This is a genomic window from Pseudomonas syringae pv. tomato str. DC3000 (assembly GCF_000007805.1).
GTDB lineage: Bacteria > Pseudomonadota > Gammaproteobacteria > Pseudomonadales > Pseudomonadaceae > Aquipseudomonas > Aquipseudomonas avellanae.
Window position 1 is genome coordinate 3,974,100 of the sequence record NC_004578.1, and the last position, 15,335, is coordinate 3,989,434.

The following is a 15,335-nucleotide window of genomic DNA, read 5'->3' on the forward strand; positions in this document are numbered from 1 at the left end:
TCCAAAAACCGGGCGCGCATTCTACCTGAGATAACAGGCGGATGTCGGGATTCATGGCACCCTTGATGACATCCATCGGTCCTTTATAACCGGCAATTATTGCTACATGAGTCAAGCTTGTCGGCAATGCTTTCACCAGACGCTGGCAAAAGGCTAAGCTAGCGATACTTTTCACGACTCATCTGCTCGGAAGTCTCATGCGCAGTCGTTTGTTCAGCTTTTTATCGTGCCTGCTCCTCTCCACCACCGCCGTCCAGACTGCTCATGCGGTAGACCTCAACCAACAACGCAAGTATTACGACGAAGCGAAACGTGCGCTGGCCAAGGGCGATTCAGGCCCCTATCAGATGTACAGCACGGCGCTGGCCGACTATCCGCTGGAGCCTTACCTCGAATACGACGAGTTGACCGCTCGCCTGAAAACCGCCAGCAATGCGGAAATCGAGAAGTTTCTTGCCGAGCATGGCGACCTGCCGCAGGCCAACTGGATGAAGCTGCGCTGGTTGCGCTGGCTGGCAGACCGTGGCGACTGGCAGCCCTTCGTCAAGTATTACGACCCGAAGATGAATTTCGTCGAACTGGACTGCCTGTACGGGCAGTACCAATTGAACAACAACCAGCGCGCCGAAGGTTACGCCAGCGCCGAAAAGCTATGGATGACCGGCAAAACGTTACCAGCAGCCTGTGACGGCTTTTTCGCCCAGTGGGCAGCCGCCGGCCAGCTGACCGAACAGAAGCGCTGGCAGCGGGCCAAACTGGCGGCTCAGGCGCGCAACTACAGCCTGGCCAACACGCTGGTCAACAGCCTCAATTCCCTGGCACCGCAAGGACGTCTGCTGCTGGCTGTCGCGCAGAAGCCGGACATGGTCAGCAACCCGGGGCAATTTGCGCCGGTCGATGAGGCCATGTCCGACGTGGTCGGCCTTGGCCTGCGCCGCCTGGCCAAGGACGATCCGCAAAAAGCCCTGTCGATGCTCGACGGTTACTCGGCGACCATGCACTTTTCCCGTGAAGAGCAGGTAGAAATCGCCAAGCAAATCGGCCTGACCCTGGCACGTCGCTACGACGACCGTGCGCTTGAGGTCATGACCAAATATGATCCAGAACTGCGCGACAACACCGTGACTGAGTGGCGCTTGCGTCTGCTGTTGCGCCTCGGGCGCTGGGAAGAGGCCTACGAACTGGCGCGCCGCCTGCCCAAGGACCTCGCTGCAACCAATCGCTGGCGCTATTGGGAAGCGCGCTCCCTGGAACTGGCCCAACCCAACAGCCCGTTGATTGCCTCGCTGTACAAGGACGTCGCCAAAGAGCGTGACTTCTACGGTTTTCTGGCGGCAGACCGCACCCAGAGCCCTTATCAACTCAACAACAAACCGCTGGTGCTCAGCCAGGCGCTGATCAACAAGGTGCGCAACACGCCAGGTGTGCGTCGCGCGCTGGAGTTTCATGATCGCGGCGAAATCGTCGACGGGCGTCGCGAGTGGTATCACGTCAGCCGCCTGTTCAGCCGTGATGAAATGGTGGCCCAGGCCAAACTGGCTTACGACCTGAAGTGGTATTTCCCGGCCATCCGCACGATCAGTCAGGCGCAGTACTGGGATGACCTGGACATTCGCTTCCCGATGGCGCACCGCGACACGCTGGTGCGCGAAGCCAAGGTCCGTGGCCTGCACTCAAGCTGGGTGTTCGCCATCATCCGTCAGGAGAGCGCCTTCATGGACGACGCTCGCTCGGGCGTCGGTGCCAGCGGCCTGATGCAACTGATGCCTGCCACCGCCAAGGAAACAGCCCGCAAGTTCAGCATTCCGCTGTCTTCCCCGCAGCAGGTGCTGGACCCGGACACCAACATTCAGCTCGGCGCTGCCTACCTGAGCTCGGTGCACGCCCAGTTCAACGGCAATCGCGTGCTCGCCTCCGCTGCCTACAACGCAGGCCCTGGGCGCGTGCGTCAATGGCTCAGGGGTGCCAACCATCTGGCCTTCGACGTCTGGGTTGAAAGCATCCCGTTCGACGAAACCCGCCAGTACGTGCAAAACGTGTTGTCTTATTCGGTGATCTACGGCCAGAAGCTCAATTCGCCACAGCCGCTGGTGGACTGGCACGAACGTTTCTTCGACGATCTGTAAGCCGTCGACAAGGGTGCCGCGCAGAGCACCCTTGCCGCCGGACGCTGCTATTCGAGCACGTGCACCGGCATGCCCACTTCCAGCTCGCCCGGCCCGTCATTGACCATGTTCTGGCCAAACAGCACATTGCCTTCCACTTCCCGATAAGTCTTGAGCGTGGCGAACGGTTCGCGGTCTGGACTGCGTTCACCGGTGGCCGGGTCGATGGTGGTCAGGATGCAGCGCGCACAGGGCTTGAGCAGGCGGAATTCGATAGCGCCGATGCGGATGCGCTTCCAGCCATCCTCGGCAAAGGCCTCGGCACCTTCGATCACCAGATTGGGCCTGAAGCGCAGCATGTCCATCGGTCGGCCAAGACGCGCCGAAAGGTCATCCAGCGAACCCTGGCCGATGAGCAGCAACGGGAAGCCATCGGCAAAATTCACCCGGTCATCGATTGATCCATAGCCGCTGGGCATGCACCGCGCACGCTCGACAGGCAGGTAAACCATGCGTGTAGGTTTGCCGATAAACCTGCTGACCCACTCGGCCGCCGCATCGCCGGCGTCCGGCACTCGCAGCGAGTCACTCCAGATGGTCACACCGCGCAGATTGGCGTCGGTGTCCAGCGGTTCTGCGACATCCAGAGGCTCGAAACCAGGTGCAGAAAGGGTTACACCACCATCGGCATTCCACAGCACCGACAGCCGAGACATCTGCGGCAGCGCCCGCTGGGTGAAAAACCGCCCGTTGCTTTCGTCGACCAGCATCCAGCGTCGATCCCCCGCCAACCCCAACCGGTCAAACGATGCGTGCTGCAACGCCTCAGCCTTGCAGGATTTGAGGGGGAAACGATAGAGCGAGCTGAGACGTAACATGAGGGCCGGTTCCTTTTAGGGCTCGATAAGCTTTGAGGCGAACATCAAAGCTTATATCAAGCCGGAGCGGCAGGCATCTGTGATCAGCGGTTTCAGATCACCATCAACAGGCGCTCACGCACCACTTCGACGAGCTTGTCGGGCTGGAACTTGGACAGGAAGTTGTCGCAACCGACCTTCTTCACCATCGATTCGTTGAAGCTGCCGGACAGAGAGGTGTGCAAAACGATGTACAGGCTGCGTAAACGGGGATCGTTACGAATCTCGGTTGTCAGGCGATAACCGTCCATTTCCGGCATTTCCGCGTCGGTGAACACCATCAGCAGTTTTTCCTGCACGTTCTCGCCTGCATCTGCCCAGCCCTTGAGCATGTTCAGCGCCTTGAGGCCGTCGCTGGCCACATGCAGCTTCAGACCCAACTGAGACAGTGTGTCACGCAACTGCGACAGCGCCACCTTGGAATCATCGACCAGCAATACTTCACGACCCCGCGCGTTTTCCAGCACCGGGTCTTCGAGCTTCTCGCGCGATACCTTGGCGTTGTAAGGCACGATCTCGGCGAGGACTTTTTCGACGTCGATGATTTCCACCAACTGGTCATCGACCTTGCTGATAGCGGTCAGGTAATGCTGGCGACCGGCGCTGACCGGCGGCGGCATGATTGCATCCCAGTTCATGTTGACGATGCGATCCACACCGCCGACCAGAAACGCCTGAACCGAGCGATTGTATTCGGTGACGATGATGGTGCTGCCAGGGCCTGGCACCAGCGGGCGCATACCGATCGCCTGGGACAGGTCGATCACCGGGAGGGTCTGACCACGCAGGTTAACCACCCCACAGACGAATGAGTGGCGTTGCGGCATCAGGGTCAGCTTGGGAAGCTGCAGCACTTCCTGCACCTTGAACACGTTGATCGCGAACAATTGCCGACCGGCAAGGCGAAACATGAGAATTTCCAGGCGATTCTCGCCCACCAACTGTGTGCGCTGATCTACTGTGTCGAGAATGCCTGCCATTATTAGCTCCTGAAGCGATGGTCACGATGAGTCTGTTGAATGTGTATCGGCTGAAACCATCCGGACCTTTAATGGCGATGAACGGCAACGCCCAAGCATTGATGTCACTTTACCATCATGCTTTACTGGTGTCGCATCTCAAACCGATGAAGACCGCGAAAAACCTGCGTTATCGACCTGCCCCCTGAAAATATTCAAGCCCGCACCTCGTCAGCCCGCAAAAAGTCAATCAGGGATAACCTGATATGATCAACATCTCAATGCCACTATTGTGACGCCATTCTCAATACATGAATGGAGTCCGGTTCGTGTCCGCTTCCCAAGTCCTGCAATCGAGCGGCACTGGTAACAATCGGAAATGCCCTACATACTTTTGTTTGAAATCGACATTAACTGTCAGCCATTCGCCGCGGGCGGAAGTTCGCTATCCATGATCAGTGGAGACAAAGGATGCTGAGCAATAACGATTGGCAGCACAAACATGATCAGTTCCTGAGCACGTCTCAGGCGCTTCTCTACACGTCTGAAGAATGTCTTTCGCATCTGGAGTTGATCCCCAATGACGAAGATGCAACCGGCTGCCTTCTGACCACCCTGCGCAAACTGGGTCAGGAAGCAGAGGCAGCCGCTGTTCCCTGTATTGCTGATTTCTCGCGTCAGTTGTGTGTGTTACTGAAAACAGGGCATCAAGCCCACCCACTGTCACAGGAAACATTGTCGACGGTTAAAAACTGCCTGATGCTGATTTCCTGGCAGGTCGAACTTCTTGATCCGCAGACGGGCGAGTTGCCGATGGACAACAACGAACAACTGGAATTGCTCGAAAAACTGGCCAGCGGTTCGACAGCGTCGACTTCTGCAAAGGATGCAGCCCGGCCGTAATGGCTGTTCAGGCCTGAGGGTTGAATACGCCTTTGCACTGTCATTGAAGAGGCATTGTCACTTCGGCCATTTCCGTCCATTGTCTTCAGGGTTGAAGAAGGGCCGCTCGCACTCATGAGCGGGCCAATTTGCACAAGAAGCCACAATGACCTGCAATTTGTTACTGGTCGACGACCACTCCCTGATCAGAGCCGGTGTGCGAGCACTGGTCGCTGACATACCGGGTTACGCCATCGTCGGCGAAGCGGCTGACGGCGCGCAGCTATCAGGCCTGGCACAGCGCCTGGAGCCCGATATCATCCTGCTCGATATCTGGATGAAAAGCATCGACGGCTTCGACGCGTTGAAGCAACTGTTCAAGGTGCAGCCGCACTGCAAGGTGCTCATCCTGTCGATGCATACCGACCCGGACATGATCATCCGCGCGCTCGACGCAGGCGCTCGTGGCTACCTGCTCAAGGACACCACCGCCACTGAACTGGAGCAGGCACTGGAAGCGCTGCGTAACGATCAGCGTTACCTGAGCCCGGCCATCGCCCATACTGTCCTTGAGCGTGCAGTGCACGGTACGCGGGCCGAACGGGCCAGGGCTGCGAGAGAACGTTACAACCTCACCGCCCGCCAATTGGAAATCCTGCGCCTGATCGTGCGTGGCAAGTCCACACGAGAAATCGCCAGCGGCCTGGGCCTGAGCATCAAGACGGTCGAGACTCACCGCTCGCAGATCATGAAACGGCTGCAGATTTTCGACGTCGCAGGATTGGTACTGTTTTGCGTGCGCGAACGGATTATCAGTCTGGACGATTGAGCAGCGGCGTGCTGCCCAGCACCGGCGAGTTTGCAGGCAAGTGCACTTGCAAGGCCCCCGGCCGCGCGACGAAACGCAGGTCCTCGCCCGACAGCGGCTCACCGTCAAGATTGATGTCCAGCCCCTGAGCCGACTTGAGTTCCACCCAGGGCAGGCGTGCACGAATAAACATGTTGTCGATGCCCAGGCCGCCTTCCAGCAGGCTTCTGAGCGTGCCAACCACTTCCTGCGGTGCTGGCAGGATGCTGATGTCGAGCAGACCGTCGTCGGCCAGCGCGGTCGGGCACAGCTCGTGCCCACCGCCCGCCTGGCGGCCATTGCCGATGCCCAGCGCGAGCAGATCGCCACGCCAGTGAAAATCCGGCCCCGTGAGTTCGCCATGCGCGGCATGCAGCTCGCTGAAGCGCGTCAGGCCGGTGAACAGATAGGCCGCGCCACCCAGCACTTTCTTCAGGTCTTCGGAAGTATTGGCCGTCACCTGGCTGCCAAAACCACCCGTGGCCATGTTGAGAAACAGCTTGCCGCCCACCTCGCCCAGATCGACAGCGCGCGGCGCCACGTCCATGAGCTGCAGGGCCTTGGACACATCAAGCGGCACACCGGCAGCACGGGCAAAATCGTTGGCAGTGCCCAGCGGCAGGATGGTCAGACTGGCCTTGGTTGCAGCCAGCGCCAGCGCTTCGGCAATGTCACGCAAGGTGCCGTCACCGCCGCCCGCCACGATATGCCGGTGCCCAGCCGCCAGCGCTTCATTGACCAGACGCTGCGCATCGCCCGCCTCCCAGGTCAGCCGAACATCCAGCTCCCAGCCCTGCTTGCGCTTGTCCGCGACAGCATCACGCACGTCTTCGTTGAGTGACTGCTTGCCGTGAAGAATGAGCATTGCCCTGCGTTGTGTCATGACACCTCCCCTGCCGAACTGAACGGATCAAAATCTGCGAGCGACGCTCTTTCTGTATCAGCGCCCGCGTACATTTCGCACGACGCATGACTGTGACCCCGGCCAACTCAAAAAAACCCATTGGCTGCAGAAAAAATTTCACGTCATCGAGAAGGCGTTCAACCCCGCCAACACGGGATAAAACCCGGAGTCGGCGTTTCTGGATACAGCGTTGCATCAGTATTTGAACACTTTCGTACTGACGCCCTTTGTTTCATGAGCTTTACTGACATCCACACCCATTCGTTTGAATAAGGTTTCATCCTCAACCGATTGAAAAGGCTTAAGGAGACGCTGAAAAATTAACCCGTTCGCACCGTCTTCATTTCCAAGCCGGTTTTTTTCAACCTGCCGGCCTTGCTTTGCGTTTCTCGGGCAGATTTCTGCCCTCCTTTTGCTGATTGGCGGGCCAGTCCCGCCTTTCAGACGGATTTATCCTGCCGCCTGTTGCAAATACCGCTTGGCCAGCATCAGATTGGCCAACCCAAACAAACTGAACAACTGCGCTGTATTCTTTTCCAGCCCACGGTAGCGAACCTTGCGATGATTGAAGCGCACCTTGATTACCTGGAAGGGGTGCTCGACCTTGGCGCGCAGTTGCGCCTTGGCATATTCAATTTTACGCTTGACCCGATACAGCACGCTGCCTTCGCCGTGCTGCTTGTAACTGCTTGGCCGTGCTGCAATCGACCAGATAACGTCCCGTTCAGCATGCTCCGGTCGCTTGGCCGCACCGGTGTATCCAGCGTCACCCGAAACATAGGTTTCGTCACCGTGCAGCAACTGGCCAACCTGGGTGACATCCGCCACGTTAGCGGCCGTCCCTACTACGCTGTGCACCAGCCCCGACGTGGCGTCTACACCAATGTGGGCCTTCATCCCGAAGTGCCATTGATTGCCTTTCCTGGCCTGATGCATCTCAGGATCACGCTTGCCTTCTCGGTTCTTGACCGAGGGCGGCGCGGCGATCAGGGTAGCGTCGACGATAGTGCCTTCCTTGAGCAGCAGCCCCCGGCTGGCCAGATGCTGGTTAATCGTTTCAAACAGCAGCCGCGTTAGCTGATGGGTTTCCAGCAAGCGGCGAAAACGCAGCAAGGTGGTGGCATCCGGTGCCGACTCGCGACCCAGGTCGATACCCATAAAACCGCGGATGGCCTGGCTGTCGTAGACGGCATCTTCGCAACCTTCATCGGAGAAACCGAAACACTGCTGCACGACGTACATGCGCAACATGCGCGACACCCCTATCGCAGGGCGTCCGCGCTTGCCTGCGGTGTTGCTATAAAACGGCGCCACTTGCGCCTCCAGCTGGGCCCAGGGCACCAACTGTTCAAGGTCAGCCAGGAAGCGATCTCGGCGAGTCTGCTTTTTCTTGCCGGTATATTCGAGTTCGGAGAAGGTTTTCTGCACGCGCGTAACGCTCACGGAGAGGGAGGCTGGTTGAAGGAACTTAGTGTGCCAAGGGTGGGGACAGTTGGCTATTTTTGCAGCGCCTCCTTAAATAAAATCCGCCACCGGACGACATATATAAAGTGATATTCACAAAATACAGTCCGGATTGCTCCGCATTGTGACACTTGGCTGACTACGCTTGATCATTATCTGCGATGAGATAGTTTTTTGACTCCTCAAACACACCATCAAAAAGAGACGTCCAGGATCCGCAAGGTTCAGACGTATACAGGTAGAAAGGGAGTTCTATGAGGTTGCAGCCCGTTGACAGTCTTTCACTCACCCGTACCAGCCTGGTCGAATACTTTCTGTTCGGCATCCGCCTGGCTCACGGTGTTGCCTGCATTCTGCCCGGCCTGGCGATTCTCTTGCTGATCAAGGACAGCAGCCTGCATACACCGCAAAGTTACCTGACCATGTTGCTGTTTTTCGGCTGTGTCGGCGTACTGGTGTTTCAGGCCATGGGCGTTTATTCCGAGGTCCTGTTCAGCAATGACCTGCGCATGGGCGCGATGGCACTTGCCTGGACGGCCGCCTTCGGGCTTTTGCTGTTCATGCAGCAGGCAATGGGGCTGTTCGGTTATCTCTCCAACGAAGAACTGCTTATCTGGTACCTGACCAGCCTTGCACTGTTCGGCGTCATTCGCCTGTTGCTGCTGATGCTGTTCAAGCACCAGATGCGCAAGGGTGTGTTTCTGCAAAACGCGGTGATTCTGGGTGCCACGGAAAACGGTCTGCGTCTGGCCGAATACCTGCTTGAACATCAGGACATTCGTTCGGGCGTGATCGGCTTTATCGATGACCGCATCGGCCGCATGCCCAAGACTGTCGCCAATCTTCCGCTGCTGGGCAACACCAGCGATCTGGAACGGCTGATTCGTGAAGAGAAAGTGACCCAGGTGCTGGTGGCCCTGCCGTGGACCGCGGAAAACCGCATGGATTACATCATCCGCGAGCTGCGCCGGTTACCGGTCAATGTGCTGCTGGTGCCCGACATGATTGCTTTTCGGCACACCCACAACCGCATTACCGAAGTCGCCAGGCTGCCGATGTTCAACGCCTCGGACTTGCCCCTCAACGGTTGGTCACCGTTCATCAAGCGCGCTGAAGATATCGTCCTCTCCTCGCTGGCCTTGCTGCTTCTGTCGCCGGTGATGCTGCTGGTCGCGCTGGCGATCAAGCTCGATTCGTCAGGCCCGGTGCTGTTCCGCCAGAAGCGTTATGGCTACAACAATCGCCTGATCGAAGTGTTCAAGTTCCGCTCCATGCATCAGCACCAGGCTGACGCGACGGCCGAGCAACAGACTACCCGGGGCGATTCCAGAATCACCCGCGTCGGGCGTTTCATTCGCAAGACCAGCCTGGATGAACTGCCCCAACTGTTCAACGTGGCAGCGGGGAGCATGTCGATGGTAGGGCCGCGCCCGCATGCGACAGCGACCAAGGCAGCCGGCATCCTATTCGAGCAAGCGGTGAAGGAGTACACGTCGCGACATCGCGTCAAACCCGGGATTACCGGGCTGGCGCAGATCAACGGCTATCGTGGTGAAACAGACACCGTGGAAAAAATCGAAAAACGCGTCGAGTTCGATCTTGAGTACATAGAAAACTGGTCCGTCTGGTTCGACCTGTACATCCTAATGCGCACTGTGCCTGCAGTGCTATTCACTCGTGAGGCTTATTGATGAGCATCCTCATCCCCTGCATTATCGCCGGCGGCTCCGGGACACGCTTGTGGCCCGTATCGCGCGAAGCCATGCCCAAACCGTTCATGCGTCTGCCCGATGGCGAAAGTCTGCTGCAGAAAACTTTTCTGCGTGCCGCCGGCCTGCCTGGCGTAGACCGCTTGCTGACCGTCACCAACCGGGAAGTGTATTTCCGCACGGTGGACGACTATCGGCTGCTGAACAAAAGCCATGCGCGTCTGGATTTCATCCTTGAGCCCTTCGGCCGCAATACCGCAGCGGCCATTGCCGCCGCGGCGCTGCATGTCAGCACGCTGTATGGCGACGATGCGCAATTGCTGGTGCTGCCGGCCGATCACCTGATCACTGATGTAGCGGCCTTTTCCAGGGCGGTGGCAGCCGCCCAGACACTGGCCGCCGAGGGCTGGCTGGTCACGTTCGGTATCGTGCCGACCGCACCGGAAACCGGTTTTGGCTACATCGAGAAAGGCCAGGCGCTCAACGCCGAGGCCTGTCAGGTCGCCCGCTTTGTCGAAAAACCCGATGCGGCCGTTGCGCAGGGCTATCTGCAGAGCGGTCTGCACCTCTGGAACGCCGGCATGTTCTGCATGCGCGCCGACGCCGTGTTGCGCGAATTGCAGACCCACGCGCCCGATGTGCTCAGCGTGGTCAGCACGTGCATGGCGGTAAGCCAGCGCAAGGAAGGCGGTCGCGAACTGCAGATCGAACTCGACAGTGAGTCGTTTGCCCTGACCCCGGACATTTCCATCGACTACGCGCTGATGGAGCGTTCCGACAAGGTTGCCGTGGTGCCCTGCCAGCTTGGCTGGAGCGACATCGGCTCGTGGCAGGCGGTGCGCGAGCTGTCTCCCGTCGATGCGCAGGGCAATCATTGCAACGGTGAAACGGTGCTGCATGACGTCAGTAACTGTTACATCGACTCACCCAAACGGCTGGTCGGCGCTGTCGGTCTCGATAACCTGATCATCATCGACACCCCCGACGCCTTGCTGATCGCAGACGGTCGTCGCAGCCAGGACGTCAAGATCATTGCCCAGGAACTCAAGCGCCAGGGCCATGATGCTTACCGCCTGCACCGCACCGTTACCCGCCCCTGGGGCACCTACACCGTGCTCGAAGAAGGCAAGCGCTTCAAGATCAAACGCATCGTGGTTCGTCCCCAGGCGTCCTTGTCGTTGCAGATGCACCATCACCGCAGCGAACACTGGATCGTGGTCAGCGGCATGGCCACGGTGACCAACGGCGAGCGCGAATTCATGCTCGACACCAACGAATCGACGTTCATCAAGCCGGGCTTCACGCACCGGCTGGTCAACCCCGGCGTCATCGATCTGGTGATGATCGAGGTGCAGAGCGGCGAGTACCTGGGTGAAGACGACATCGTGCGGTTTACCGACATCTACGGACGGGTGCCTGAAAAGGCCGTGAAGAGCTGAGCGCACACCTGTGAATGCACACCGATAAAAGGGCCGTTCACGTAAACGGCCTGGATCGATAGCGACTGGAGCAGGCAGTACCCGCCAACATGAATTTATTACCCGCAAGGGAGCCGTATTTGTGCATGACAGGAGCTCAGGAACGATGAAAAGCATGATGCTGATCGCCAGCTTATTGCTGTTGAGTGCGTGCAACACACCTTCCAGGGTGGGTTTGCCCGACGACCGTGCACAGATAGAGGCCGGCCAGGCGGCCGGCCGTGCGCTTGCCGGCAAACCACTGCCGCCGGAGAGGATTCGTCCCGGCGACACCTTGCGAATCGTGCGCAACAGCGGCGAGGCACCGTCGATTTCGGCGTTCACGGCCAACTCTATCTATGAACTGACCCTGTTTCAGGTGCTCAACGACGGCACTTTTTCCTACCCGTATATCGGCACCGTCAAGGCTGCCGGCCTGACATTGCAACAGCTCAATGATTTGCTGGAAAGCAAGTTGCAGAACGTCTACCGCGAGACTGCCCTGACCATCAATATTTCCCAGTCGCCAGGCAATACCGTGTTTGTCGGCGGCGCGGTGCGCAATTCGGTCACGCTGCCGATCAACGTGGCCACCAACCTCAATCAAGCGATTCTCGGCGCAGGCGGCGTGGCGCTGGACGCCGACGCTGGCCAGGTCGCACTGCTGCGTCAGGAAGAAAACGGGCTCTACAAGACCTACTTTTTCGACTACAGCAAGTTTCTCTGGGCGGATGCCGGTGGCATGTCCGCGCCGGTGCTGTTGAAACGCGGCGATATCGTGTTCGTTCCCAAATCCACGGTCGGCAACAAAGTTGACGGCGTATCCCTGTATTTCAACCAGCTGATTCCCTTTGCGAAGTCGATCGGCCTGGGCCTGAACTACGAGTTGCGCAGTACCAATTAATTGTCAGGGATACAGACATGATCAACATCCGCTCCTTCCGCGACCTGCTGCGCCTGTTCTTCATTTTCAAGCGCGAGGTCAAGATTACTGTAGTGGCGACCTTCGTCATCATTTTGCTGGGCGCCTTTCTGCTGCCCAACCGCTACGAATCGACGGCCCTGCTGCTGGTCAAGCCTGGCCGCGACAGCAGCACCGTGCCTATCGAGCTTTCCGACCGACAAGCCATCGTGATACCGAGCGGCCTGCGCGACCCGTTGCTGGACGAAGAGCGAATGCTGACCGGTCGGCCGATCATGCGTGCGGTGTCCGAGAAGTACCTGGCGGAGTTGTCGATGGTGCCCCCTGAAACCGGTGTGCTGGCGTCAATCAAGAAAGGCATCAAAGCGGTGGTTGGCGCCGTCATTGACGGCGTGCGCAGCGTTCTGCAGTTTATCGGCCTGGTGGAAAACCGTTCACAGTCCGACCGGCTGGCCGAAGACCTGGAGAAAAACTTCAAGGTCAGCCATGAGCCTGGCTCATCGGTGATGGAACTGAGGTTTACCTGGAACGACCCTGCCACCGCGCAAACCGTGCTCAGGACCTGGATCGAGGAGTACCAGTTGCAACGCACCAAGACCCTGGGCCGGGTCAGCCTGTATGCGTTTTACGAGTCGGAAGTGAAGAGCACCGGCGAGAACATCATCGAGTACAAGAAACAGATTCAGAACTACCTCAATCAACTGAGCGCGGTGAGCATTTCCCAGCGCCTGGCCGATACCTCGCAGGGGCTCAACGATCTGCGCACCGAGCGCAATAACACGACCCGCTCCATCGCCTCGACCAAGGCCGGCCTGGACCTGCTGAAAAAGCAACTGGCTGAGCAGCCAAAGACGGTTTCGGCCGGACGTGAGCTGGCGCTCAACCCCAATCGCCAGGACTTGCAGACCCGCATCAACGGCAAGGAAGTGGAACGCCAGGAAATGCTTCGTTCCTTCAAGGAGCAGGCACCGCCGATTCGCGCCATCAACGAGGAAATCGACAACCTCAAGAAGCTGCTCAACGTGCAGGATGCGACGGTTCAGCGCTCGGAAAGCATCACGCCCAACCCGATCTACAACCGGATGCAGAACGTCTATGCCGATCAGCAGACCAGCTACGCACGCCTGCAAACCCAGTTCGCCCAGCAGAACGCGCAGATTGCTCAGTTGGAAACCGACCGTCAGCAGGCCCTGAATCTGGAGCCGGAGCTTTCGCGCCTGCAGAACGAACTGGACGCGGCCGAGAAAAGCTACGCGCTGTACAAGGACAGCCTGGAAAAATCGCGTATTGACCGTGAACTGGACAACAGCCAGATCAGCAATATCGCGACTATCGAGGAAGCGACCTTCAACCCGAGCCGGGTCTTCCCGAAAAGCCTGCTGATGCTGCTCCTGGCACTGCCGCTGAGCTTCGTGGTGGGGGCGCTCGCGCTTTATTTCTTCTACTTGCTGGACCAGCGTATTCATGACGGCGACAAGATCGAGCGCAGTTTTGGCGTTCCGGTCTGGACCAGCCTGCCCGATCTTGAGCGCGCTCAGGAACGCAGTGCCGCCTTTAGCTCCAACCTGCATCGGGTGTACGGCATTCTGCCGCTGGATCAGGTGGAAGAACGCGGGCTTACCATCGGTTTCACCTCGGTCAAGTCCGGCGCAGGTGTGTCGTTTGTGATCGAGCGGCTCAGTACGCTGTTGACCGAACAGGGCCATCGTGTCCGCAGCCAAGGCCCCGGCCCGGCAAGCCCTGGCGAAATCGTGCTGATCAACGCCTCGGCGCTGTCGGCCAATCAGGACGCATTTGTGCTGTTGCGCAAGGCCGAACTGATCGTTCTGGTGGTGCGCGCCGAGGACACCACGGTGCCCATGCTTGAAGACACGCTGCACAACCTCAATACCGCGTTCAAGAAAGTCGACGGCATCATCATCAACCGGCGTCGTTTTGAAGTGCCGGAGCAGGTTCTCAGATTCCTCAAGCGGATAGGGAGCCGTGGCTGATGCGCATTGCCCTGCTTGCGCCACTGCCTCCCGAGCAGAACGGCATCGCCGACTACGCCGGGCATCTGCGTCAGGCGCTCGAAGGCCTCGGCCTGCAAGTCAGCACGCCGCTGCAGGGGATCGGTAACGATCCTGGTGCCGCACAGCAGCGTGTTGCCGACACGGACTGGAGCGAAATCGATCTGGTTCATGCCGAACTGGGCGGCGGGCGGCTGGCCGAATTTCAGGCCCTTCGCGCCCTGCGCAAGCGGTTCCCGAACCTGCCACTGACGGCCACCGTGCACGACCCGGAGCGGCTGGTGTGGCGGCGCGAGAAACTACCCTGGCCGCTGTCGATAGCGGCCGGCATGCGTTCGCCCTTGCCGGAGATCGCCACGGTGCTGGCCGACCCGCTGTGCCTGCATGAGGAGCGGCAACTGGCGCGGCACATGACCCGCCTTGTAACGCTGACTCAGGCTGGCAGCCTGAGCCTGCGCCAGCGCATGGGGCTCGACGCCACGCAGATGGTGGTGATCAATCATGGCAACGTGGCCATCGAGCCTGTGCCGCTGCCGCCCTTGAAGCCCTTGCGCCTGCTGTATTTCGGTTTTATCTATCGCGGCAAGGGCATCGAGGACCTGCTCGATGCGCTGGCCAATGTGTTCACCGCTCAGCCGCAATTACGCTCCGCCGTACGCCTGACCCTGGCCGGCGGCAGCGCGCCGGAAATGGCCTTCGGCCCGTCGGGCAGCTATCTGGAGCAGTTGCGCCTGCACATTCGTCAATTGGGGCTGGTCGACCTGATCGACTGGCAACTGGACCTGCCTGCCGAACAAATCCCGCAGGTCATTCAGGCCCATCATGTGATGGTCCTGCCTTATCGCGAGTCGAGCAAACTGAAGATTCTTGGCAAACTGCGCGGTACCAGCGGCGCACTGTCGTGGGCAGTGGCCTGTGGCAGGGGCGTGATTACCTCCGATGCGCGATCATTTGCCGAGGAAGTCTCGCACGGCAACGGCATGATCTACCCGCAGGGCGATGTAGCGGGGCTAACCAGCGCGCTGGCACGTGTTTGCGCAACACCGGGGCTGGTCGAACAATGGGCCGCAAACGCCGCGCACATGGGCAAGGCCAGGGTCTGGAGTCGCACTGCCGAACATTTCCGGGATGTCTTCCGCCAAGCCTGCGAGGAAAAATGA

The 15,335-nt window shown here is 59.0% G+C and carries 13 protein-coding genes; 9 read left to right on the plus strand and 4 right to left on the minus strand.

Features of this window, described 5'->3' with window-relative positions; all coding sequences use genetic code 11:
• Positions 1 to 197 precede the first annotated feature (197 nt).
• On the plus strand, positions 198 to 2,126 hold the full coding sequence (locus PSPTO_RS18210; protein ID WP_011104597.1) for a transglycosylase SLT domain-containing protein: 1,929 nt from the start codon (positions 198 to 200) through the stop codon (positions 2,124 to 2,126).
• Positions 2,127 to 2,173: 47 nt separating this feature from the next.
• Here PSPTO_RS18210 and PSPTO_RS18215 read toward each other — a convergent pair whose 3' ends face one another.
• Positions 2,174 to 2,983 (minus strand): MOSC domain-containing protein, encoded by an 810-nt coding sequence (locus PSPTO_RS18215; RefSeq protein WP_011104598.1) that lies wholly within the window; start codon positions 2,981 to 2,983, stop codon positions 2,174 to 2,176.
• Between the two features lie 92 nt (positions 2,984 to 3,075).
• A complete protein-coding gene (locus PSPTO_RS18220; protein ID WP_003378076.1) occupies positions 3,076 to 4,002 on the minus strand; it encodes a chemotaxis protein CheV in 927 nt (308 codons plus the stop codon).
• A 26-nt stretch (positions 4,003 to 4,028) separates the two neighbouring features.
• Between PSPTO_RS18220 and PSPTO_RS18225 the strand changes: the two genes are divergently transcribed.
• The 3 genes from PSPTO_RS18225 (at position 4,029) to PSPTO_RS18235 (ending at position 5,692) form a co-directional block, all read left to right on the plus strand.
• Positions 4,029 to 4,190, plus strand: coding sequence for a hypothetical protein (locus tag PSPTO_RS18225; protein ID WP_155492146.1), 162 nt, complete (start codon positions 4,029 to 4,031; stop codon positions 4,188 to 4,190).
• Positions 4,191 to 4,452: 262 nt separating this feature from the next.
• The gene (locus PSPTO_RS18230) at positions 4,453 to 4,884 is read left to right on the plus strand and encodes a hypothetical protein (RefSeq protein ID WP_005765087.1); all 432 of its coding nucleotides are present in this window, start codon (positions 4,453 to 4,455) and stop codon (positions 4,882 to 4,884) included.
• A gap of 145 nt (positions 4,885 to 5,029) precedes the next feature.
• Entirely contained in the window at positions 5,030 to 5,692 is a 663-nt protein-coding gene (locus PSPTO_RS18235) for a response regulator (protein ID WP_005765089.1), read from the plus strand.
• On the opposite strand, the gene yegS is transcribed toward PSPTO_RS18235, so the two are convergent.
• Both yegS and PSPTO_RS18250 read right to left on the minus strand, forming a co-directional pair.
• On the minus strand, positions 5,676 to 6,593 hold the full coding sequence (gene yegS, locus PSPTO_RS18240; RefSeq protein WP_005765091.1) for a lipid kinase YegS: 918 nt from the start codon (positions 6,591 to 6,593) through the stop codon (positions 5,676 to 5,678). The two genes, PSPTO_RS18235 and yegS, sit on opposite strands and share 17 nt — an antisense overlap.
• 471 nt (positions 6,594 to 7,064) lie before the next feature.
• Entirely contained in the window at positions 7,065 to 8,042 is a 978-nt protein-coding gene (locus PSPTO_RS18250) for an IS5 family transposase (protein ID WP_010213957.1), read from the minus strand.
• A 290-nt stretch (positions 8,043 to 8,332) separates the two neighbouring features.
• Between PSPTO_RS18250 and PSPTO_RS18255 the strand changes: the two genes are divergently transcribed.
• From PSPTO_RS18255 to PSPTO_RS18275, 5 genes are all read left to right on the plus strand, one after another.
• A complete protein-coding gene (locus PSPTO_RS18255) occupies positions 8,333 to 9,769 on the plus strand; it encodes an undecaprenyl-phosphate glucose phosphotransferase (protein ID WP_005765093.1) in 1,437 nt (478 codons plus the stop codon).
• Positions 9,769 to 11,226 carry a mannose-1-phosphate guanylyltransferase/mannose-6-phosphate isomerase gene (locus PSPTO_RS18260; RefSeq protein WP_011104599.1) on the plus strand — a complete coding sequence of 486 codons (1,458 nt, stop codon included), beginning with the start codon at positions 9,769 to 9,771 and terminating at the stop codon, positions 11,224 to 11,226. Before PSPTO_RS18255 ends, PSPTO_RS18260 begins: the two co-directional genes overlap by 1 nt.
• A 145-nt stretch (positions 11,227 to 11,371) precedes the next feature.
• Positions 11,372 to 12,148 (plus strand): polysaccharide biosynthesis/export family protein, encoded by a 777-nt coding sequence (locus PSPTO_RS18265; protein ID WP_010204432.1) that lies wholly within the window; start codon positions 11,372 to 11,374, stop codon positions 12,146 to 12,148.
• Positions 12,149 to 12,165: 17 nt separating this feature from the next.
• Positions 12,166 to 14,157, plus strand: coding sequence for a GumC family protein (locus PSPTO_RS18270; RefSeq protein WP_011104600.1), 1,992 nt, complete (start codon positions 12,166 to 12,168; stop codon positions 14,155 to 14,157).
• A complete protein-coding gene (locus PSPTO_RS18275) occupies positions 14,157 to 15,335 on the plus strand; it encodes a glycosyltransferase (protein WP_011104601.1) in 1,179 nt (392 codons plus the stop codon). Before PSPTO_RS18270 ends, PSPTO_RS18275 begins: the two co-directional genes overlap by 1 nt.

Excerpts from the sequence above, each read along its gene's own strand:
- PSPTO_RS18210 (WP_011104597.1), top strand. The coding sequence starts at position 198 with ATGCGCAGTCGTTTGTTCAGCTTTTTATCGTGCCTGCTCCTCTCCACC.
- PSPTO_RS18215 (WP_011104598.1), bottom strand. The coding sequence starts at position 2,983 with ATGTTACGTCTCAGCTCGCTCTATCGTTTCCCCCTCAAATCCTGCAAG.
- PSPTO_RS18220 (WP_003378076.1), bottom strand. The coding sequence starts at position 4,002 with ATGGCAGGCATTCTCGACACAGTAGATCAGCGCACACAGTTGGTGGGC.
- PSPTO_RS18225 (WP_155492146.1), top strand. The coding sequence starts at position 4,029 with ATGAGTCTGTTGAATGTGTATCGGCTGAAACCATCCGGACCTTTAATG.
- PSPTO_RS18230 (WP_005765087.1), top strand. The coding sequence starts at position 4,453 with ATGCTGAGCAATAACGATTGGCAGCACAAACATGATCAGTTCCTGAGC.
- PSPTO_RS18235 (WP_005765089.1), top strand. The coding sequence starts at position 5,030 with ATGACCTGCAATTTGTTACTGGTCGACGACCACTCCCTGATCAGAGCC.
- yegS (WP_005765091.1), bottom strand. The coding sequence starts at position 6,593 with ATGACACAACGCAGGGCAATGCTCATTCTTCACGGCAAGCAGTCACTC.
- PSPTO_RS18255 (WP_005765093.1), top strand. The coding sequence starts at position 8,333 with ATGAGGTTGCAGCCCGTTGACAGTCTTTCACTCACCCGTACCAGCCTG.
- PSPTO_RS18260 (WP_011104599.1), top strand. The coding sequence starts at position 9,769 with ATGAGCATCCTCATCCCCTGCATTATCGCCGGCGGCTCCGGGACACGC.
- PSPTO_RS18265 (WP_010204432.1), top strand. The coding sequence starts at position 11,372 with ATGAAAAGCATGATGCTGATCGCCAGCTTATTGCTGTTGAGTGCGTGC.
- PSPTO_RS18270 (WP_011104600.1), top strand. The coding sequence starts at position 12,166 with ATGATCAACATCCGCTCCTTCCGCGACCTGCTGCGCCTGTTCTTCATT.
- PSPTO_RS18275 (WP_011104601.1), top strand. The coding sequence starts at position 14,157 with ATGCGCATTGCCCTGCTTGCGCCACTGCCTCCCGAGCAGAACGGCATC.